Here is a 19496-nt window from a genome sequence, read left to right on the forward strand (position 1 = left end):
ATGAGCAGCGCACACCCCCCACTTGCCACCACCCCCGGCACGCTCCACGACCGCTTCGACGTCGCGGGAGTCACCCCCGAGGGCGCCGCCTGGCTCGCCTCCGCAGGAACGTATCCGCGCTCCACCCTCGCCCACTGGGAGTCCCGCCCCACCGCCCCCGTGGTACTCCCCTGCGGCTCCGTCTTCGACGTGGTGAACGTCCCCGCGATCTTCGGCCGGCGCATGCTCGACCGCCTCTGGGACGAGGGCCCCGGCTCGGGCCCCGTCGCCGCCCACCGCGGCCGCATGCTCCTGTTCTGTGCACCGGGCACCGCCCAGCGCCTGCCCTCGCTCCTGGAATGGGAGGAATGGGCCCCCGCCGTTCCGCCCCTGCTCTGCCACGGCAGCGGCGACGCGGTCACCGTGCCGGCCCCCACGACCGGCTGCGCCCCGCGCCCCGACCAGCACCTGGAATCCCGCTGGGTAGTGGCCCCGGACACCCGCCGCCCCTGGCTTCCCGGCCCGGAGGTACTGCTGTGGGCATGCGTCCGAGCGGCCCGCGCAAGCGCCCAGGCCCACGTGCGCATATCGATTTTTCCTCCCGCCGATCAGGATGCTAAGGTCTACGACGTCAGCAGGCGCCGCTAGCTCAGTTGGTTAGAGCAGCTGACTCTTAATCAGCGGGTCCGGGGTTCGAGTCCCTGGCGGCGCACAGACAAGCAAGGCCCTCCGTGAAAGCGGGGGGCCTTTGCCGTTGCATCCCGCCGTCACAGGACGCCGAAAAACGGCTGGGGGTCCGGGGGTCGCCCCCCGGGAGATACAGCATCAGCGGGTCCGGGGTTCGAGTCCCTGGCGGCGCACGTTGTCGGTGGCGGGATGTGTTCGCGGAAAGCGCGAACCGTCCCGCCACCGTTGTTTTTGCGCGGCTTCGCCGCGCGTTGCGGGGGCTCCGCCACCCACACCCCCCACGTGACCCGAGGCCCCTCGAACCGGCTCAGCCCGTCGTCACCTTCACCGTCCACGTGCCCGATGCCGTGCGGTCCTCCACCTCGATCCGCACGTTCTCCCCGGGCACGGAGAAGCTCTCGCCGACCCCGACCGGGGCGTCCGCCAGTGGGGGGTACACCGAGTCGCCGTAGCAGGCCTCGGTGTCCGGGTGGGCGTCGAGGACCTGGATGGGGCCGCCGCCGGAGGAGGAGTCGCTGCGGACCCGGTAGGCGAGGACGCCCTGGGTGCAGGTGGCTCCGTCGTTGCCGCCCGCGCCGCGTGCCTCCAGGGCGATGGCGCTGGCGGGGCCGGTGCGCACGACCGCGAGCTTGGTGCCGTCGCCGGTGCCGAACGCGGCGTCCGTGCCGCGCGGCCCCGTGCTCAGGGGCTCCAGGGTCAGCCGCGTCGCACCCGTCCGCGTCACGCACGCCACCTGCCGCGGGTCCAGCCAGCCGAGCTTCCACTTGTGCCAGGCGAAGAAGTCGGGAGCGAGCCCGAACTGGCTGCCCATGACGTCCCAGTCGCCGACGTACGTGTCCCAGTCGCCCTTGCCGTCGGACGGCCGGTGGTAGAGGTCCGGGAGGTCGAAGACGTGGCCCGTCTCGTGGGCCAGGACGTTGCGGTCCGGCGGGTGCTGCTCGAAGACCGTGACGATGCGCCGCACGTCCGTGCCGTCGGCCCGCATCGGCTGGTCGAAGTTCACGACCTTCGTCGCGTCCGAGTCGACACCCGGGGCGTCCGGGTCGGCGACGAAGTAGACGATGTCGTACTTGCGGAAATCGGTGTGCGGATCCGCGGCGCGCAGGGCGTCACGGAGGTACTCGCTGCGGTGGGCCGCGTCCCAGTCGCGCTGTATCTCGTACGACGTCGAGTCCTTCGGCATCTCGAGCCACTCGCGCTGCGGGTGCGGAACCAGCCGGAACTTGCCGTACGAGGCCCGGTCGAAGAAGCGGCTGGTGACCGGGAAGTAGTCGGCCGTCAGTTCCTCGGGCGTGGTCAGCGGGGGCGAGTCAGGGAAGGAGAGGAAGACCATCACCGCGTTCAGGGTCTTCCTGGGCTGCGGGTAGGACGCGTTCCAGGTGTCCACGCCTTCGGAGTGGTGGGCCGCGGTCCGTTCCAGGGCGCAGGGGCCCGCGTACGGGGCGGCGGCTGCCGGGCCCGCGACCAGGCCCGTGGCGGCCAGGGCGGTGAGAGCGGTCAGCGCCGCCGCGGTGGCACGCAGGCGGGGCTTGTCCACTCCCCCGAGTGGCTGCGGACGCGGCAAGTCGACCTCCGGGAGGGGAATGTGAGACACCCCACCCAGAGTGTGGGTGTTTGTTGGTTTTCGCCCTGTTTATCTGGCCCGGATGAGTGAGGGGGTGACGCCGCGAGTGGTCACGGACTGTCACAGATGATCGGGGTGCGGCAGAAGCTCGACCGAGGGCGAGCAGAAACGATCTGGCGAGGCGGAGTCCAACCGTCCGGAACGGCATACCACCGTCGTCAAGGCTGGAAGGGCCGTCCGACCTGCCTCTATGATCGGCACACTTTCCTGCCGGGACCCGGCTGCACCAGACCACGCAACCAGACGTTTCTTCTTCGCACTGCGGGAGCGAGCGGTGAGCGCACAGCCCGAAGGGCCCACAACCGCGACCGAGGCCTCCCCACCCGGCCCGCGCCCCGCGATCCTCACGGAGAGTGGCCAGGCGCAGGGGTTCGGGGCACAGGCCGGGGCAGCGTTCCTGGCCGCACCCTCGCCGATGCTGCTGGTCGACCGCGGCGGCCTGGTCGTCGGCGCCAACGCGGCCGCGCTCGCGCTGCTGTGCGGCGAGGGCGCACAGCCCCTCGTCGGGCAGGTCGCCGCCGAGCTGCTCGACCTCTCCTCCGACCCGCGCACCTGGGACGCGTACCGCGAGGTGCTGCGCGGGCGGCAGGCGCGGCTCGGCCGCACGCGGCGCCTCAAGCACGCGGTCGGGCACTCCGTGTGGGTGCGGATCACGGTGTCGCCCGTGCCGGGTGCCGACGTCGTGCTCGTCTCGCTCAACGACATCAGCGCCCACCGCGAACTGCAGGCCAGGCTGCGGCACTTGCAGATGCACGACCCGGTGACCCGGCTGCCCAATCGCGCCCTGTTCTTCGAGCGGGTCACCGCGGCCCTGGAAGCCGGTGCGTACGAGGGGACGGGCGCGACCGGGCGGATCGGCCTGTGCTATCTCGACCTGGACGGGTTCAAAGCGGTCAACGACACCCTGGGCCACCACATCGGGGACCGGCTGCTCGCCGCCGTCGCCGAGCGGCTCACGCACTGCGCGGACCTGGCCCGGCACCCCACCGGGGCGCCGCTGGTGGCGCGGCTCGGCGGCGACGAGTTCGCGCTGCTCGTCGAGGACTCCACCGGGACCGAGCAGGTGGCGGATCTCGCGGCGGCGGTGCTCAAGGCGGTGCAGGAGCCGTTCGACCTGTCCGGGCAGCGGCTGTCGGTCTCCGCGTCGATCGGGGTCGTCGAGCGGCAGGTGACCGGGACGACGACCACCGGTCTGATGCAGGCCGCCGACACCACGCTGTACTGGGCGAAGGCAGACGGCAAGGCGCGCTGGACCCTGTTCGACCCCGAGCGCAACGCGCACCGGATGACCCGGCAGGCCCTGTCGTCCGGGCTACGGCCCGCCGTCGAGCGGGGCGAGTTCGTCCTCGAGTACCAGCCGCTCGTACGGATGGACGACGCGGGCCTGTGCGGCGTCGAGGCGCTGGTGCGCTGGCGGCACCCGCAGCTCGGCCTGCTGACGCCGAATCGGTTCATCGGACTGGCCGAAGAGGACGGCTCCATCGTGCAGTTGGGGCGCTGGGTGCTGCGGACCGCCTGCCGGCAGGCGCGGGCGTGGCAGCTGGCGCACCCCGGGGCGGCGCCGGTGTTCGTCAGCGTCAACGTGGCCGTGCGACAGGTGTGGGACTCGGATCTCGTCGCCGATGTCGCACAGATCCTGGAGGAGACCCGACTCGCCCCCGACCTCTTGCAGTTGGAGCTGACCGAGTCCGCCGTGATGGGGTCGGCCGGGCGGCCGTTGCAGGCGCTTCAGGCGCTCAGCGACATGGGGGTGCGGATCGCCATCGACGACTTCGGTACGGGGTACTCGAACCTGGCGTATCTGAGCCGACTGCCCGTGTCCGTACTGAAGTTGGACGGTTCGTTCGTGCGCGGGTTCCAGGACGGTGGGGCCACCCCCGCGGATCCCGCTGACGCGGTGATCGTGGAGGCGCTGGTCCGGCTCGCCCACCGGCTGGGGCTGACCGTGACCGCGGAGTGTGTGGAGACGGCGGAGCAGGCGGAGCGGTTGCGGGCGATCGGGTGCGACACCGGGCAGGGGTGGTTGTACTCGCGGCCGGTGGGGGCCGAGCGCATCGGACGGCTGATGGCCGGTGGGTAGACAGCGGACTGCGTCCGCTCGATCGTCCTTCGGACTCGCCCTCAAACGCCGGGCAGGCTGGACCTGCACGCCGCCACGAAGTCCCGTACCGCATCGGACGGTTGAGGCGCCCACGCCACCGCGACCTCGCTCTCGCTCACGCCGCGCACCGGGCGGTAGACCACGTCGGGGCGCTGGTAGAAGCGGGCCGTCGCCTCGGGGGTGAGGGAGATGCCGTGGCCGTGGGCGATGGCGGTAAGCCACTCGTCGGGGTTGTGGGCCGTGGCGCCGATGGTGACGGGGTGTCCCGCGCGCTCGTCGAGGGCGAGCCAGTAGTCGCGCCAGCGGCCGGTCCCGGCGGGGGCCGCGACGTACGGCTCGTCGAGGAGGTCGGTGAAGTCGACGACGTCGCGGTCGGCGAGGCGGTGGTGCAACGGCAGGCCCACCCAGCGGGGTTCGGTGATCAGGACCTCCAGGTGGAAGGCGTCCTGCCCGGGGACCGGGAGGCGGATGAACGCCGCGTCGGCGGCGCCGCTCGCCAGGCCCGCCGTCGGGTCGTCCCACGCGGTCTGTGTCAGTTCGACCTTCCAGCCGGGGCGACGGCGCGCGAACTCGGCGACGATCCGCTGGGTCAGTTCGTTCGCGGCGCTCGCCACGAAGCCGACGCGCAGCACGCGGGCCGCGCGGCTCGCCGCGCCCCGGGTCTCGCGCAGCGCCGCGTCCCACGCGTCGACCACGGCGGGCGTGCGCTCGGCGAGGGCCCGGCCCGCGTCGGTCAGCGCCATGCCCGCGCGGGAGCGGGTGAAGAGGTCGACCCCGAGCAGGTTCTCGAGCTGCTTGATCTGCTTGGTCAGTGCGGGCTGGGAGATGTAGAGGCGCTCGGCGGCGCGCGTGAGGTGGCCCTCCTCGGCCACGGCCGTGAAGTAGCGCAGGAGCCGGGTGTCGATGTCCATGCCGACAGGCTAGGTCCATGCATGCCGTGCGGTTATGGATGTGTGTATTGGACCGCCCCGGGATCACGGCGGGAAGCTCTCCGCATGAGGAAAGACTTACCGAACGGTCCCGATCCCGGCTCCGGTTCCGGCTCCGGCTCCGGCTCCGGTCCCGGGATCGTCGACCGTTTCTACTCCGCCTACGCGACCGGCAACCTGCACGCGCTGCGCACCGAGATCCTCTCCCCCGACGCCGTCTGGCACGTCGCCGGTGACCACCCGCTGGCCGGTACCCGGCACGGCGCCGACCAGATCGCCGCGTACTTCGAGCGGCTCGGCGAGGCCGAGTTCCGCAACGACGTCCTCTTCCGCCACCACGCCGACCCGTACGTGACCGAGGTGCACCACTGCCGGTCCGCCGACGGGACGCTCGACACCCTGTGGGTGCTCTTCTTCCGTGTCGAGGCCCTCGGGGACGGCGGCGCCGAGCGGATCACCGAGATCCGCAAGCAGCCGGCCGACCAGGCACAGGCAGACGTCTTCTTCACCCGTCACTTCAGCTGATTCGAGGACATCCCGTGAGTTCTTCCCTGGACACCCGTGTACCTGTCGGCAGCCAACTTGCCCCTAAAACAGATGAATTGAAGGAATCAGAGGGGTTCGGGCTGCGGGCCTGGCTGATTCTCGTCACGCTCGCCGGGGCCACGTTCATGACCGGTCTCGACTACTCGATCGTGATGGTGGCGCTGCCGGAGATCGGGCGTGATCTCGGTTTCGGTTCGGCCAGTGGGCTGCAGTGGGTCGCGACCGCGTGCTTGTTGCCGACGGCCGGGCTGCTGCCGCTGTTCGGCCGGCTCTCCGATCTGCTGGGCAGGCGGCGCCTGTTCGTCACCGGTACGTTCCTGTTCACCGCGCTGTCGCTGGTCGCGGCCGCTGCCGTCTCGCCCGGCATGCTGATCGCCGCGCGGGCCGGTCAGGGCGTCGCCGCGGCGATGATCGCGCCGACCGCGATCGCGCTGATGACGGCGGCCTTTCCCGAAGGGCCGCAGCGCACAAGGGCGTTGGCCGTGAACGGCGCGCTGCTCTCGCTCGGGTTCGTCGTGGGCACGATCGGCGGCGGGGTCATCACCAGCGGCCTGAACTGGCGTTGGACGATGGCGCTGCTCGTGGCGCTGGGTTCGGTCGTGCTGACCGGGGCGCTGACCGTGCTGCCGAAGCAGGGTGACGTACGGCGGGCGAGCAGGCTCGACGTGCCGGGTGCCGCCTTGTCGGGGGCCGGGCTCTTCGCCCTGGTGTACGCCATCTCCACCGGTGCGCAGGCCGGTTGGGGCAGCCTGCCGACCGTGGGTTCGCTGCTGGTGGCCGTGGTCGCGCTCGCCGGGTTCTTCCTCGTCGAGGCCCGCCACCCGGCGCCGCTGGTTCCGCTGGGCCTGCTGAAGCGGCGTACGGTCAAGTGGTCGTTCCTGGTCGGGATGGTCACGTACGGGATGGGCGGCGGGGCCACGCTGATCCTGACCCTGTACATGCAGGACGTGCTCGGCTGGTCGCCGCTGGAGACCGGGTTCGGGTTCCTGGGCGAGGGCGGGGCCGCGTTCGTGGCGGGCTTCCTCGCCTCGCGGATCATCGCGCGGCGCGGCACGGCGGGTGCGCTGGCCGTCGGGCTCGCGGTGCAGGCGGCCGGGACCGGCGCGATGTTCCTGCTGCCGGGCCACGCCAACCTCGTTCTGCTGCTCGTGACTTCGGGCGCCATGGGATTCGGGCACGTGCTGAGCGTGGTGGCGTTCGTGGCCACGATCACGTCGGGGCTGAGCGCCGAGGAGCAGGGAGTGGGCGGGTCGCTCGCGCAGATGCCGCTGTACGTCGGGGCGATCGGGACGGCCGTGCTCGCCGCGATCGCGTCCTCGACCGGCGGGTCCGCGCTGGGCGGGATGCACCACGCGTTCCTCGCGGCCGGGCTGATCGCGGCGGCCGGGGTGCCGGTGGCGGCGCTCCTGCTGCGCCGCCGGTGAGGCTGTCGTCGTACGTACGTGAAGGCGCCGCCCCTCGATCCCGAGGGGCGGCGCCTTCACGTACGTAATCAGGTCCGCGGGTACGCGCGTCAGGCCTGCGGCAACCCGTAGGCGTCGGCGATGAGTTCGTAGCTGCGCAGCCGGACCTCGCCGCTGTGGGCGTTGGCCGTGAGCATCAACTCGTCGGCGCCCGTGCGCTTTTGGAGGTCGTCGAGTCCCGAGCGGACCTCGTCGGCGGTGCCGTGGATGACGTTCGAGTTCCAGGAGCGGATGAAGTCCCGCTCCATCTCGCTGAACTGGTGCGCCTCCGCCTCCTCCGGCGTCGGGACCAGGCCGGGGCGGCCGGTGCGCAGGCGCACCATGTTGAGGGCGGCGGCCATCACCTGGCGGCGGGCCTCGGTGCCGTCGTCGTCGGTGGCGAGGGCGGAGACGCCGATGAGGGCGTAGGGGGCGGAGAGGACGTCCGAGGGCTGGAAGGACTCGCGGTACAGGTCGAGCGCCGGGATCGTGTTCTGCGCCGAGAAGTGGTGGGCGAACGCGAACGGGAGGCCGAGGACCCCGGCCAGGCGGGCGCTGAAGCCGGACGAGCCGAGCAGCCAGATCGGCGGGCGGTGCGGGTCCTGGACGCCGCCGGGGGCCCCAGACGCGGACTGGACCGGGCCGGGGACGGCGTGGATCCGGGCGTACGGGTGGCCGTCGGGGAAGTCGTCGTCGAGGAAGCGGGTCAGTTCGGCGAGCTGCTGCGGGAATTCATCGACGCCACTGCCGCCTTCGTTGAGGTGGTCCGTGCGGCGCAGGGCCGCGGCCGTGGCGCCGTCGGTGCCGGGGGCGCGGCCGAGCCCGAGGTCGATGCGGCCCGGGGCCATCGCCTCGAGCGTGCCGAACTGCTCCGCGATGACGAGCGGGGCGTGGTTGGGGAGCATGACGCCGCCGGAGCCCAGGCGGATGCGGTCCGTGTGGGCGGCCAGGTGGGCCAGGATCACGGCGGGGCTGCTGGAGGCGACGCCGGGCATCGAGTGGTGTTCGGCGACCCAGTAGCGGTGGAAGCCGCGGCGCTCGGCCATGCGGGCGATGTCGACGCTGGTGCGCAGGGCCTGGGTGGCGGTGCGGCCCGCTCCCACGGTGACCAGGTCCAGGACGGACAGGGGGGTCGGTGCGGTGCCGTGGGCGGAGCCCTTGATGTCGTCGCGGCTCTCGTCTTGGGTGGCCGGCACGGTTCCTCCTGGGGGCGGGGTTTGCTTACCCGGGGGTAACGGAGGCTGGCTCCGGTTTATTCCCCCGTTCATTCCCCAGCCCCCCGGGGCGGCTACGCCTGGACCAAGGGTTCCTTCGTGAACAGGGTGCCCAGGGCCGGGGCGTTCAGTTTGCGGTTCACCAGGCGCAGGGCCTCCCAGACCGTGACCTGGTTCGCCGTGAGGACCGGCTTGCCCAGTTCGCGTTCCAGGTCACGGACGTACGCCGCCGTGTGCAGGGCCGTGTCCGGGAGGAGGATCGCCTCCGCCTCCGGGTGGTCGCCCGCCCGGGCCATCGCCAGGACCTCGTCCCAGCCCCAGGTGCCGACCTCCGCGGCCGTGATGATCCCGCTGCCGCGGACCGAGAGGACCTCGGCGCCGGACGCCTTCAGGAACGTGGCGAAGTGGGCGGCTACGTCCTCGGGGTACGTCGCCGCGACGGCGGCCCGGCTCACGCCGAGTTCGCGCAGTGCGTGCGCGAAGGCGAAGGACGTGCTGGAGGCGGGCAGGCCGGCGGCGCGGGCCAGGGCCCTGACCTGGTCGTGGGCGCCGTCCCAGCCGAAGACGAAGCTGGCCGAGGTGCAGGCCCAGACCACCGCCTCCGCGCCGGACAGGCGCAGTTCCTCGACGCCGGCCGCGAGGCGCTCGGGGGAGCCCATCTCCAGGAGCGCGTCCACGCGGTGCGCGTCCTCGCCGATGTCGGTGTGCACGACGGGCAGCCGTACGTCGCTGTCGAGCAGCATCTCGATGCGCGGGTAGTCGTCCTCGGCGGAGTGTCCCGGGTAGAGAAATCCCAGCGCGGTCATGTCTATGCCCACCCTTCCTGGCCCTCCGGAAGTTCCGGAAGGCCCTGTCCGGGCCACTGGCGCCGCGCCTCCGGATCGAGCAGCGCCTGGTAGGGGCCCACGGCTCGCGTACCCAGTCGGCGCAGGGCTGCCCACATCGTGACCTGGTTGGCCGAGATCACCGGCATCCGCAGTTCGGCCTCGAGCTGCGGGATGACGTCGTACGTGGGCAGGTTCGTGCAGCTGATGAACAGGGCGTCGGCCGCCCCGCCTGCCGCGTCGCGCGCCATCGCCGCGACGTCCCGGTACGGCACCTTCCAGATGTGCCGGGTCAGGCCGAGGTACGCGCATCCGGTGACGGTGATGCCCGCCTCGGCGAGGTAGTCCTCCAGGGACTCGGTCACCGAGCGGGTGTAGGGCGTGACGAGGGCGACGCGGCGGGCGCCGAGTTCGTCCAGGGCCTCGAGGAGCGCGCCGGACGTGGTCAGGGAAGGAAGCTCGCCGGCCCTGCGCATCGCCTCGCACATCGCGCGTTCGCCCGCGACACCGCCGACGAAACTGCCCGACGTACAGGCGTACGCGAGGACTTCCGGCTCGGCGGCGCCGAGTGCCCGTACCGCCTCGCCCAGCGTCTCGTGCTCGCTGACGAGGCGCGCCAGGTCGAGGCTGACCTCGACCGGGACGAACGGGGTGCGGGTGAGGTGGAGGGAGATCTCGTCGGGCACCCAGCGCCACAGCTCGCGGTCGAGGGCGAAATCGAAGGGTGCGACGACACCGACGCCGCGCTGCGGCTGCGGTCCCCCCAGGAAAGAGACGTCCATAGAGCCTGCCCAAGTACGGCGGAGTGGAGGGGCGTGGAGCGGAATGGAACGGAAGGGAACGAAGGGAATTGGCGAGACGGGGAACGTGCTTGCGGAGTACCCCTGTTGACGAAGGTAGGTTCAGGTGCCAGCGTGGTCAATCCGCGCATGTCAGAGCATGTCACCCGAAGGTTTCCAGACGAGCGGAGCCATGTTGCGAAGTGATGTCCCGGCCGTGCCGACCGTTCCCGCCGTTCCGGCTGTGCCGACCGTTCTGGTCCTGGGCGCCGCTCCCCCGGCTCCGGCGCCCCGGCTCGGCTCTCTCACCGGGCGGGCCCGGGTGCTGCACGCGGCGGACGCCGACGCGTTGCGGGCCCAACTGCCCGAGGCGGACGTGCTGTTGGTGTGGGACTTCCTGTCGGACGCCGTACGCGAGGCATGGCCGAAGGCCGCTCCCGCGGCGCGGCCGCGCTGGGTGCACACGGCGAGCGCGGGCGTGGACCGGCTGATGTTCCCCGAACTCGTCGACTCCGACGCGGTGTTGACCAATGCGCGAGGCGTCTTCGACCGGCCCATCGCCGAGTATGTGGCGGCGCTCGTCCTCGCGATGGGCAAGGACCTGCCGCGCACGCTCGCCCTGCAGGGGGCCCGCGAGTGGCGCCACCGCGAGTCGCAGCGGATCACGGGGACGCGGGCCTGCATCATCGGCTCGGGCCCCATCGGGCACGCGATCGCCAAGCAGCTCAAGGCACTGGGGATCATCACGGCGCTGGTCGGGCGCAAGGCGCGGGCCGGGATCCACGGGAGCGCCGAGCTCGACCGGCTGCTCGCGCGCGCCGACTGGGCGGTGTGCGCGGCGCCGCTGACCGAGGACACGCGCGGCATGTTCGACGCGCGCCGGTTCGGCGTGATGCAGCCCTCCGCGCGCTTCATCAACGTAGGGCGAGGGCAGCTGGTCGTGGAGGACGACCTGGTGGCGGCGTTGGAGAAGCGGTGGATCGCGGGGGCCGCGCTCGACGTCTTCGAGCACGAGCCGCTGCCCGCCGACAGCCCGCTGTGGACGGCGCCCGGCCTGATCGTCTCGCCGCACATGAGCGGGGACACGGTGGGCTGGCGGGACGAACTGGGCCGCCAGTTCGTCGAGTTGTACGAGCGCTGGGAGAACGGGCAGGCGCTGGTGAATGTAGTCGACAAGAAACGTGGGTATGTGCCGGGCAACTGAACGCCGTTGATCACTCTGATCGCCACCGATCACTCTGATCGCCACTGACCGTCGTAGCTGGGGTGTGGAGGGCTGATGCCGACCGAGCTCACCGGACTGACCGCGCAGGAACTTCTGGACGGCTATCGCAAGGGCGAGTTCAGCCCGGTCGACGCGGTGCGGGCGGTGTTCGCCAGGATCGAGGAGACCGAGCCCGCGCTGAACGCGTTCGTGCGGCTCGACGCGGCGGGAGCGCTCGCCGCGGCCGAGGCGAGTACGGAGCGATGGCGGCGCGGTGAGCCGCAGGGTCTGGTCGACGGGGTGCCGGTGACGGTGAAGGACATCCTGCTGCAGCGCGGGATGCCGAATCTGCGGGGCTCCAAGACCGTTCGGGAGGACGGGAGTTGGGCCGAGGACGCGCCCTCCGTCGCGCGGCTGCGGGAGCACGGCGCGGTGTTCGTCGGGCGGACCACGACGCCCGAGTTCGGCTGGAAGGGCGTCACCGACTCGCCGCTGTCGGGTGTGACGCGCAATCCGTACGACCCTTCACGCACGGCCGGCGGTTCAAGTGGCGGGAGCGCTGCGGCAGTTGCGGTGGGCGCGGGGCCGCTGTCGCTCGGCACGGACGGGGGCGGGTCGGTGCGCATACCGGCCGCGTTCTGCGGGGTCTTCGGGCTGAAGCCGACGTACGGGCGGGTCCCGCTGTATCCGGCGTCGGCGTTCGGCACCCTGGCGCACGTCGGGCCGCTGACGCGGACGGCGGCCGACGCGGCGCTGATGATGGACGTGGTCTCCGGGCCCGACCCCCGGGACTGGTCGGGCCTCGGGCCGGTGTCCGGCAGCTTCCGGGACGGGCTGCGCGACGGGGTGCGCGGACTGCGCGTGGCGTTCTCGCCGTCGCTGGGCGGGCAGGTCGCGGTGCGGCCCGGGGTGGCGGCGGCCGTGCGGGACGCGGTGTCCCGGCTCGCCGGGCTCGGGGCGTACGTCGAGGAGGTCGACCCGGACTTCAGCGATCCGGTCGAGGCGTTCCACGTGCTGTGGTTCAGCGGAGCGGCCCGGGTCACGCAGCAACTGTCGGCGGTGCAGCGGGAGTTGCTCGACCCGGGGCTGCGGGAGATCTGCGCGCAGGGCGCCCGGTACAGCGCGCTCGACTATCTGGCCGCGGTCGACGCCCGGATGGAGCTCGGGCGGCGGATGGGCCTGTTCCACGCGACGTACGACCTGCTGGTGACGCCCTCGCTGCCGATCACGGCGTTCGAGGCGGGGGTGGAGGTGCCGCGGGGTTCGGGGCTCAGGCGCTGGACGGGCTGGACCCCCTTCACCTACCCCTTCAACCTCACGCAGCAGCCCGCGGCGTCGGTCCCCGTGGGGCTCGACGCGGACGGGCTGCCGGTGGGGTTGCAGGTGGTGGGGGCCCGGCACCGGGACGATCTGGTGCTGCGGGCCGCGCACGCCCTGTACGAGGCCGGGGTCGCGGGGATCGCACCGCCTGCCGTGGCTTAGCCCTCTGCCCCCCCAGGGCTCAGGCCCTGCTGAACCCCAAGGTCTCCCCGACCGCCCCCGACCGCCACAGGTCCTGGCAGGCATCGGCCATCTCCTCCAGGCCCTCCACCACCTGCCCCCACACGATCCCGGGCACCCATCCCACGTCCCCGTTGATCAAAAGGTTGTTGCGCTCGTAGAAGAGGGCCAGGTCGATCACCGGGGTGCCGGCCGCGAGGGAGGCGCCGGCTCCGTAGCCGTAGGACTGCGTCCCCAACTGCGTACCGTTGAAGGAGAAATAGCAGAGGTCGCCGGGAATGGGCGTCACCGTCGGATTCTCCAGCGGTGGCTCCTGTTCCGCGAATGCCGGGAACAGGGCGTAGATCTCGTTGCGGGCGTATTTGGCGTGGTAGACGTCGGAGACGAGCGGCAGTGCGTTCCAGACCGCCGCGCAGGTCAGTGGGGCGCGGTCGTCGAGGAGTCGCGCGGTGCACGCAACTCCCCTCTTGGCCAGGGAGATTTCGATGAACCGGTCCGTTGAGTCAGCCATGCGTTCCATGGTTGGCCCCGTGCACCCCATGCGGTCAAGACCGCATCATCCTTGTCAGGGGTGTGAATTGATCGGCATAGGTTGAGTCGAGTCGGGTAGCCGCGCGCCCATGGCTCCACCAACTGAGATACGAAGGAACGAAGCGGCGGAGAAACCGCCCCTGCGCAGACGCTCCCTGCTCGCCGCCGCGGGTGCGCTCGGCGCGCTCGGCGCCCTGGGAGCGGCGGGCTGCAGCCGCGTGCCGGACGGCGACACGCTCGCCCGCCTCAAGGGGCAGGGCACGGTGCGCCTGGGCATCGCGGGCGAGGTCCCGTACGGGTACATCGACGACAACGGCGAGTTCACCGGCGAGGCCGTGGAACTCGCCAAGGTCATCTTCAAACGGCTCGGTGTCGGCCATGTCCAGCCGGTGGCGACCGACTTCGCGTCGCTGATCCCCGGTCTGACCACGCAGCAGTTCGACGTGGTGTCCGCCGGGATGTACATCAACAAGGACCGCTGCCAGCAGGTCATCTTCGCGGACCCCGAGTACCAGATGCTGGACTCGTTCATCGTCCGCAAGGGCAATCCGAAGAACCTGCACACGTACGCCGATGTCGTGAAGTCCAAGGCGAAGTTCGGGACGGGGACCGGGTACGCGGAGATCCAGTACGCCGTCGAGGCCGGGTACAAGGAGTCCGACATCGTGATCCTGCAGGATCAGGTGGCCGGTCTCAACGCCGTGGAGGCCGGGCGCATCGACGTCTTCGCCGGGACCGCGCTGACCACCCGCGAGGTCACCAAGGGCAGCGGCAAGGCCGAGGCCACCGAGGCGTTCGCGCCGACGGTCGGCGGCAAGAAGCACATCGACGGCGGCGGGTTCACGTTCCGGCCGACCGACACCACGCTGCGCGACGCCTTCAACGTCGAGATCCACAAGATGAAGAAGAGCGGTGAACTCTTCCGGATCCTCCAGCCGTTCGGCTTCACCAAGGCGGAGATGACGACGCTGACCGCCAAGGAGCTGTGCCGACAATGACCACTGGCCTGTGGGAACACTGGGTACTGCCCGGCATCTGGATAACCGTCCAACTCACCGTCTACAGCGCGGCGTTGGCGACCGTCGTCGCCTTCGGCGTGGGCATGGCGCGCACGCACCGGCTGTGGATCGTCCGGTTCGTCGCCGGCGTCTACACCGAGATCTTCCGGGGCACGTCCGCCCTGGTCCTGATGTTCTGGATCTTCTTCGTGCTGCCCCAGCTCGCGGGCTGGTCGCTCGTGCCGATGTGGGCGGCCGTCCTCGCGCTCGGCCTGTCCTACGGTGCGTACGGCGCCGAGATCGTGCGCGGCGCCCTGAACGCGGTGACGCCCGCGCAGCGCGAGGCGGGGGTCGCGCTGAGCTTCACGCCCTGGCAGCGGATGCGGCTGATCCTGCTGCCGCAGGCCGTGCCGGAGATGATCCCGCCGTTCTGCAACCTGCTGATCGAGCTGCTCAAGGGCACGGCCCTGGTGTCGCTGCTCGGCATCGGTGACGTGTCGTTCGCCGCGTACCTGGTGCGGCTCGCGACGACGGAGAGCGCGCAGATCTACTCCCTCTCGCTCGTCATCTACTTCGTCCTCGCGTTCGTCCTGACCCGCGGCATGAAGGCCCTGGAGCGCAAGGCCAAGGCGGGCATCGGGCAGCAGCCCGAACCCGGCCTGTTCAAGGGGTTCGGCACGCGCCGCGACGCGTCCCGTGACCTGGCCCGCACCGGAGGTGCCTCATGATCACCAGCGCCGCTGCCGCCACCTCGACGTGGGACTGGTCCGCCGTCAGCGACTTCATGCCGCACTTCTGGGACGGCGTCGTGGAGACCCTGAAGGTGCTGCTGTTCGGCTCCCTCATCTCCTTCAGCCTCGGCCTGGTGTGGGCACTCGCCTTCCGCGCGCCGACCCGCTTCGTGCGCTGGCCGGTCGGGCTGATCACGGAGTTCATCCGCAACACCCCGCTCCTGGTCCAGCTGTTCTTCCTGTACTTCGTGCTGCCGGAGACCGGCATCCAGTTCTCCGCGCTGACCACCGGCGTCGTCGCGATCGGCCTGCACTACTCGACGTACACCGCGCAGGTCTACCGCGCGGGCATCGAGGCCGTGCCCGCCGGCCAGTGGGAGGCGGCCCGCGCGCTGAGCCTGCCGTACGGGAAGACGTGGACGGCCGTGATCCTGCCGCAGGCGATCCGCCGCGTCGTGCCCGCGCTCGGCAACTACGTCGTGGCGATGCTCAAGGACACCCCGCTCCTCGCGGGCATCGGCGTCCTGGAGCTGCTGCAGCGCTCGCGCCTGGAGGCCGCCAAGACGTTCCAGTACACGGAGGCCCTCACGGTCGTCGGTGTCGCCTTCATCGTCATCTCCTACCTCGCGTCCCTTCTTCTCCGATCCCTGGAGCGCCGCCTTGTCCACTGACACGAACGTCTCGAAAGACCAGCCCAACCCCGCCGTCGACGGCAAGGAGCTGATCCGCTTCGACAAGGTCGTGAAGCGGTTCGGCGGCAACACCGTCCTCGACCAGCTGGACTTCTCCGTCGCCTCGGGCAAGCACGTCACGCTGATCGGTCCGTCCGGCTCCGGCAAGACGACGATCCTGCGGCTCCTGATGACCCTGATCAAGCCCGACGAGGGCACGATCAAGGTCGGCGGCGAGTACCTCACGCACGAGGACAAGGGCGGCAGGCTGGTCCCGGCCGGCGAGAAGCACGTGCGCGAGGTCCGCAAGAACATCGGGATGGTCTTCCAGCAGTTCAACCTCTTCCCGAACATGAAGGTGCTGCGCAACGTCACCGAGGCGCCGGTCACCGTGCTCGGCCTGTCCAAGGACGAGGCCGAGCAGCGGGCCCGCGAGCTGCTCGACATGGTGGGGCTCGGCGACCGCTGCGACGCGTATCCGACGCAGCTCTCGGGCGGGCAGCAGCAGCGGGTCGCCATCGCGCGGGCCCTCGCCATGCGGCCGCAGGTGCTGCTCCTCGACGAGGTGACGTCGGCGCTCGACCCGGAGCTGGTGGCCGGTGTCCTCGACGTCCTGCGCGACATCGCGCACACCACCGACATCACCATGCTCTGCGTGACCCACGAGATGAATTTCGCCCGGGACATCTCGGATCAGGTGCTGATGTTCGACGCGGGCCGGGTCATCGAGTCCGGTTCGCCGGAGAAGATCTTCAGCGATCCCGAGCACGAGCGCACCCGGGAGTTCCTGAGCGCGGTCCTGTGACCAGCCGCGCACGCGATGGGGCATGACTTTGGCATATGCCACGGTGGCGCGTTCCTGCTGAGAGGCACGGGACGCGCCACCAATCTCCCCAACAGCCGCCCCCAATCGGTGTGTTGGCGGCTATCGTGGACGGAGCCCAGCTGTCCGGAACCGTTCCATGCAGGGGGATCCCGTGGCGCTGAAGCACGAGCAGGACGCGTCGTCGTACCAGCCGCACCAGTCGGTGCAGTACGCGCTTCGCGTGCTGGAGACCGTCGCCCACCGCGGCACCGGGGTCACCGACACCGAGCTGGCGCGTGTCGCAGGCCTGCCCGCCGACCAGCTGACGGCGCTCCTTCGCATGCTCCGCCGGGAGGGATACGTCCAGCAGACCGCCGACGGCGCGTACGTCACCGGCGAGACCCTCGCCCGGCTCGGCTCCGCCGAGGGCCGCGAGGCCGCGCTCACCGCCAAGCTCCAGCTCACGCTCGACGAGCTGCGCGACACCGTGGGCGCGGCGGTCTACATCAGCCGGTACATCGACGGCGAGGTGCACATCACGCAGTACGCGGCGGGCCCCGGCACCCCTCCCGTCAACGAATGGGTGGACTTCCGCGTCTCGGCCCACGCGAGCGCCGTCGGCAAGAGCCTGCTCGGCCAGCTCGACCTGAACGGGCGGCGCGACCACCTCTCCCGCCACAAGATGGCCCGCCTCACCTCGCGCACCATCACGAACGAAAAGGTCCTCCTGTCCAAGCTCGCCGCCCAGCCGGCCACGGTCCCCGTCCTCGACCTCCAGGAATACGCGGTCGGCACGGTCTGCGCGGCGGTCCCGATCACGGCGGGCGCCTCGGTCGGCTGCCTGGCGCTCTCGCTCCCGCTGGAGCACGCACACCGCCTCCACCGGGCCGCGGACGGGCTGAACAGGGGCGCGGCCCCGGTCCTGCTCTCCCTGGCCATCTAGGGCCCGGCACCCGGCGCCGGGAGGGGTGGTCACGAGCACCCCTCAGGACCAGGTAATATTTACCTCGTCAACCGGCGCCATTAGCTCAGTTGGTTAGAGCAGCGGACTCTTAATCCGCGTGTCCGGGGTTCGAGTCCCTGATGGCGCACGTTGTCGGTGGTGGGATGTGTTCGCGGAAAGCGCGAACCGTCCCGCCACCGTCGTTTCTGCGCGGCTTCGCCGCGCGCCGTGGGGGCTCCGCCACCCACACCCCCAGCCACCACAGGCACGCGGGCCCTCACCCGGCAGACGCAGCCCCGGGGCCGGCCCCGGGCGTCGCGCCGAGCAACCCCAGTCGCCCCTTCTCCGCGAACTCCCGCTCCAGTTCGGCCAGTTCCCCCTCCCCCAGGCGCCGGTACACCGCCTCGCCCCGCGGCCGCCACCACACGTCGCCCCCGCTCCAGAACCCCTCCCGCCGCAGCTCCCCCCGCCGCACCTTGTTCGTCGCCGTCACGGGCATCCGGTCCACCACCCGTACGAAACGGGGCGCCATCTTCGTACCGAGATCGCCCTGCGTCAGCAGGAACTCACCGAACGCGAGCGGATCGAACGCGACACCGGGCCGTGGGGCCAGCGTCGCCATGACCTGGTCGCCGGAGACCGGATCGGGCACCCCGTACACGGCGACGGCGGCGGCGTCGGGCCACCGGGCGAGGATGTTCTCGATCATGGCGGGGGCGAGGTTCTCGCTGTCGACCCGCACCTTGTCGTCCCCGCGCCCGGCGAAGTACAGGAAGCCGGCCGCGTCCCGGTAGAAGAGGTCCCCCGTCCAGTACCAGCCGTCCTCGCGCACCCGCTCCGCGTACGCCGCCTCGTTGCGCCAGTACCCCTCGAACGGCGACCGCCCGCGATTCACCAACTCCCCTATCGCCTCGGCCCCGTTGAGCAGCCGCCCGCCCGCGTCGAACTCCGCCGCGGGACACTCGGCCCGCGTGTCCGCGTCCAGGACCACCAGGTCGTCGCCCGGCAGCGCCCGCCCGATCGCCCCCGCCGGGGTGTCCGCGGTCCGCTGCACGGCGGCACCGCCCTCGGACGACCCGTACCCCTCGACGAGCCGCACCCCGAACCGCTCCTCGAACCGCGCCGCGTCCACCGCCCCCGCCTCCGTGCCGAACCCGACCCGCAGCGGATTGTCCCGGTCGTCGGCCCGCTCCTCGGTGGCCAGCAGGTACTGCACGGCCCGCCCCACATAGGTGAAGTACGTGGCTCCGAACTTCCGTACGTCGCCCAGGAATTGGGACGCGGAGAAGCGCCGCCGCAGCGCCACCCCGGCGCCCGCCGCCATCGCCGGGGCCCAGTCGGCGATGACCGCGTTGCCGTGGAAGAGCGGCATGCAGACGTAGTGCACGTCGTCCGGCCGTACGCCGAAGAAGCCGACCAGGGACTGCCCGGCCGCGGCGAGCCTGCCCTGCGTACAGATCGCGGCCTTGGGCGCGCCCGTCGACCCGGAGGTGAAGTACAGCAGCATGTGCGTGCCGGGGGCGACCCCGGCGGTGCTGTCGGGCTTCGCGCCCTCATAGGCGGCGAGCAGTTCGGCGTAGGCGCCGGTGTCGGTCACCAGGACCCGTACGCCGGGCAGCTTCAGGCCGTCGAGCAGCGGCAGATGGGCCCGCTCGGTGACGAGGACCTTGCACTCGGTGTGGGTGATGTCCCGGGCGAGTTCGGCGCCGCGCCGCGTCGGATTGATCCCGGCGACGGCGGCCCCGGCGAGTGCGGCCGCCCCCAACCACTGGGGAAACTCAGGGGTGTTGTCGAGCAGCACCCCGACGTGCGGCGCACCCCCGCGCGGCAGCAGGTCCCCGAGGAGCGCGGCCCGCGCCGCCGCGCCCGCGGCGACCTGGTGATGGCTGAGGACCTGATCCTCGTACGCGAGCCCGGGCCTGTGGTCGCCCCACCGCTCCTGGACGAGTTCCGCGAAGGTGCGCGTCATGGATCCCATGGCGGCGCAC

General features: G+C 71.4%; 18 protein-coding genes and 2 tRNA genes. 13 read left to right on the forward strand and 7 right to left on the reverse strand.

The genetic code is table 11. From position 1 onward, the window contains the following. Positions 1-627, forward strand: coding sequence for a bifunctional DNA primase/polymerase (locus tag ACIBUY_RS10545; RefSeq protein ID WP_399152363.1), 627 nt, complete (start codon positions 1-3; stop codon positions 625-627). After that, positions 618-691: transfer RNA gene (locus tag ACIBUY_RS10550), tRNA-Lys, on the forward strand. The genes ACIBUY_RS10545 and ACIBUY_RS10550 overlap by 10 nt, the downstream gene beginning before the upstream one ends. 282 nt (positions 692-973) lie before the next feature. On the opposite strand, the gene ACIBUY_RS10555 is transcribed toward ACIBUY_RS10550, so the two are convergent. After that, entirely contained in the window at positions 974-2203 is a 1230-nt protein-coding gene (locus tag ACIBUY_RS10555; protein ID WP_365563684.1) for a M6 family metalloprotease domain-containing protein, read from the reverse strand. 502 nt (positions 2204-2705) lie between these two features. Here ACIBUY_RS10555 and ACIBUY_RS10560 point away from each other — a divergent pair. Beyond that, the gene (locus tag ACIBUY_RS10560; RefSeq protein ID WP_399152528.1) at positions 2706-4370 is read left to right on the forward strand and encodes a putative bifunctional diguanylate cyclase/phosphodiesterase; all 1665 of its coding nucleotides are present in this window, start codon (positions 2706-2708) and stop codon (positions 4368-4370) included. A 41-nt stretch (positions 4371-4411) separates the two neighbouring features. Here the strand turns inward: ACIBUY_RS10560 and ACIBUY_RS10565 are convergent, their stop codons facing one another. After that, positions 4412-5302: a LysR family transcriptional regulator gene (locus ACIBUY_RS10565; RefSeq protein WP_365563680.1), complete on the reverse strand. Its 891-nt coding sequence runs from the start codon at positions 5300-5302 to the stop codon at positions 4412-4414. 84 nt (positions 5303-5386) lie between these two features. Between ACIBUY_RS10565 and ACIBUY_RS10570 the strand changes: the two genes are divergently transcribed. Together ACIBUY_RS10570 and ACIBUY_RS10575 are read left to right on the forward strand one after the other, a co-directional pair. Continuing rightward, the gene (locus ACIBUY_RS10570) at positions 5387-5845 is read left to right on the forward strand and encodes a nuclear transport factor 2 family protein (RefSeq protein ID WP_365563678.1); all 459 of its coding nucleotides are present in this window, start codon (positions 5387-5389) and stop codon (positions 5843-5845) included. Positions 5846-5922: 77 nt separating this feature from the next. Continuing rightward, a complete protein-coding gene (locus ACIBUY_RS10575) occupies positions 5923-7290 on the forward strand; it encodes an MFS transporter (protein WP_399152364.1) in 1368 nt (455 codons plus the stop codon). An 89-nt stretch (positions 7291-7379) separates the two neighbouring features. Here ACIBUY_RS10575 and ACIBUY_RS10580 read toward each other — a convergent pair whose 3' ends face one another. The 3 genes from ACIBUY_RS10580 to ACIBUY_RS10590 all read right to left on the reverse strand — a co-directional run bounded on the left by ACIBUY_RS10580 (position 7380) and on the right by ACIBUY_RS10590 (position 10128). Then, entirely contained in the window at positions 7380-8504 is a 1125-nt protein-coding gene (locus tag ACIBUY_RS10580; protein WP_365563672.1) for an LLM class flavin-dependent oxidoreductase, read from the reverse strand. Between the two features lie 92 nt (positions 8505-8596). Beyond that, positions 8597-9328, reverse strand: a complete 732-nt coding sequence (locus ACIBUY_RS10585) for a decarboxylase (protein ID WP_365563670.1) — start codon at positions 9326-9328, stop codon at positions 8597-8599. A 2-nt stretch (positions 9329-9330) separates the two neighbouring features. Next, positions 9331-10128, reverse strand: coding sequence for an aspartate/glutamate racemase family protein (locus ACIBUY_RS10590; RefSeq protein ID WP_365563668.1), 798 nt, complete (start codon positions 10126-10128; stop codon positions 9331-9333). 190 nt (positions 10129-10318) lie between these two features. Between ACIBUY_RS10590 and ACIBUY_RS10595 the strand changes: the two genes are divergently transcribed. Both ACIBUY_RS10595 and ACIBUY_RS10600 read left to right on the forward strand, forming a co-directional pair. Then, positions 10319-11329 (forward strand): D-2-hydroxyacid dehydrogenase, encoded by a 1011-nt coding sequence (locus ACIBUY_RS10595; protein WP_365563665.1) that lies wholly within the window; start codon positions 10319-10321, stop codon positions 11327-11329. A 75-nt stretch (positions 11330-11404) separates the two neighbouring features. Continuing rightward, a complete protein-coding gene (locus ACIBUY_RS10600) occupies positions 11405-12811 on the forward strand; it encodes an amidase (RefSeq protein ID WP_399152365.1) in 1407 nt (468 codons plus the stop codon). A 19-nt stretch (positions 12812-12830) separates the two neighbouring features. On the opposite strand, the gene ACIBUY_RS10605 is transcribed toward ACIBUY_RS10600, so the two are convergent. Beyond that, positions 12831-13340: a DUF3830 family protein gene (locus ACIBUY_RS10605; protein ID WP_365563660.1), complete on the reverse strand. Its 510-nt coding sequence runs from the start codon at positions 13338-13340 to the stop codon at positions 12831-12833. A gap of 109 nt (positions 13341-13449) precedes the next feature. Here ACIBUY_RS10605 and ehuB point away from each other — a divergent pair, with 109 nt between their 5' ends. The 6 genes from ehuB to ACIBUY_RS10635 all read left to right on the forward strand — a co-directional run bounded on the left by ehuB (position 13450) and on the right by ACIBUY_RS10635 (position 17656). Next, positions 13450-14358: an ectoine/hydroxyectoine ABC transporter substrate-binding protein EhuB gene (gene ehuB / locus ACIBUY_RS10610; protein ID WP_365563657.1), complete on the forward strand. Its 909-nt coding sequence runs from the start codon at positions 13450-13452 to the stop codon at positions 14356-14358. Then, on the forward strand, positions 14355-15086 hold the full coding sequence (gene ehuC, locus ACIBUY_RS10615; protein ID WP_365563654.1) for an ectoine/hydroxyectoine ABC transporter permease subunit EhuC: 732 nt from the start codon (positions 14355-14357) through the stop codon (positions 15084-15086). Before ehuB ends, ehuC begins: the two co-directional genes overlap by 4 nt. Continuing rightward, positions 15083-15760, forward strand: a complete 678-nt coding sequence (gene ehuD / locus ACIBUY_RS10620; RefSeq protein WP_365563651.1) for an ectoine/hydroxyectoine ABC transporter permease subunit EhuD — start codon at positions 15083-15085, stop codon at positions 15758-15760. The genes ehuC and ehuD overlap by 4 nt, the downstream gene beginning before the upstream one ends. Further along, a complete protein-coding gene (gene ehuA, locus ACIBUY_RS10625) occupies positions 15750-16565 on the forward strand; it encodes an ectoine/hydroxyectoine ABC transporter ATP-binding protein EhuA (protein WP_399152366.1) in 816 nt (271 codons plus the stop codon). Before ehuD ends, ehuA begins: the two co-directional genes overlap by 11 nt. Positions 16566-16737: 172 nt before the next feature. Further along, entirely contained in the window at positions 16738-17508 is a 771-nt protein-coding gene (locus tag ACIBUY_RS10630) for an IclR family transcriptional regulator C-terminal domain-containing protein (protein ID WP_365563646.1), read from the forward strand. A 74-nt stretch (positions 17509-17582) separates the two neighbouring features. Continuing rightward, a tRNA-Lys gene (locus tag ACIBUY_RS10635) sits at positions 17583-17656 on the forward strand. Positions 17657-17785: 129 nt separating this feature from the next. On the opposite strand, the gene ACIBUY_RS10640 is transcribed toward ACIBUY_RS10635, so the two are convergent. Further along, positions 17786-19486 carry an AMP-binding protein gene (locus ACIBUY_RS10640; RefSeq protein ID WP_399152367.1) on the reverse strand — a complete coding sequence of 567 codons (1701 nt, stop codon included), beginning with the start codon at positions 19484-19486 and terminating at the stop codon, positions 17786-17788. Between the last annotated feature and the right edge of the window lie 10 nt (positions 19487-19496).

Source organism: Streptomyces sp. NPDC050085 (genome assembly GCF_044460595.1).
Lineage (GTDB): Bacteria > Actinomycetota > Actinomycetes > Streptomycetales > Streptomycetaceae > Streptomyces.

Coding starts and splice junctions, on each gene's coding strand:
- ACIBUY_RS10545 (WP_399152363.1), top strand. CDS start 1: ATGAGCAGCGCACACCCCCCACTTGCCACCACCCCCGGCACGCTCCAC.
- ACIBUY_RS10560 (WP_399152528.1), top strand. CDS start 2,706: ATGCTGCTGGTCGACCGCGGCGGCCTGGTCGTCGGCGCCAACGCGGCC.
- ACIBUY_RS10565 (WP_365563680.1), bottom strand. CDS start 5,302: ATGGACATCGACACCCGGCTCCTGCGCTACTTCACGGCCGTGGCCGAG.
- ACIBUY_RS10570 (WP_365563678.1), top strand. CDS start 5,387: ATGAGGAAAGACTTACCGAACGGTCCCGATCCCGGCTCCGGTTCCGGC.
- ACIBUY_RS10585 (WP_365563670.1), bottom strand. CDS start 9,328: ATGACCGCGCTGGGATTTCTCTACCCGGGACACTCCGCCGAGGACGAC.
- ACIBUY_RS10590 (WP_365563668.1), bottom strand. CDS start 10,128: ATGGACGTCTCTTTCCTGGGGGGACCGCAGCCGCAGCGCGGCGTCGGT.
- ACIBUY_RS10595 (WP_365563665.1), top strand. CDS start 10,319: ATGTTGCGAAGTGATGTCCCGGCCGTGCCGACCGTTCCCGCCGTTCCG.
- ACIBUY_RS10600 (WP_399152365.1), top strand. CDS start 11,405: ATGCCGACCGAGCTCACCGGACTGACCGCGCAGGAACTTCTGGACGGC.
- ACIBUY_RS10605 (WP_365563660.1), bottom strand. CDS start 13,340: ATGGCTGACTCAACGGACCGGTTCATCGAAATCTCCCTGGCCAAGAGG.
- ehuB (WP_365563657.1), top strand. CDS start 13,450: ATGGCTCCACCAACTGAGATACGAAGGAACGAAGCGGCGGAGAAACCG.
- ehuC (WP_365563654.1), top strand. CDS start 14,355: ATGACCACTGGCCTGTGGGAACACTGGGTACTGCCCGGCATCTGGATA.
- ehuD (WP_365563651.1), top strand. CDS start 15,083: ATGATCACCAGCGCCGCTGCCGCCACCTCGACGTGGGACTGGTCCGCC.
- ACIBUY_RS10640 (WP_399152367.1), bottom strand. CDS start 19,486: ATGGGATCCATGACGCGCACCTTCGCGGAACTCGTCCAGGAGCGGTGG.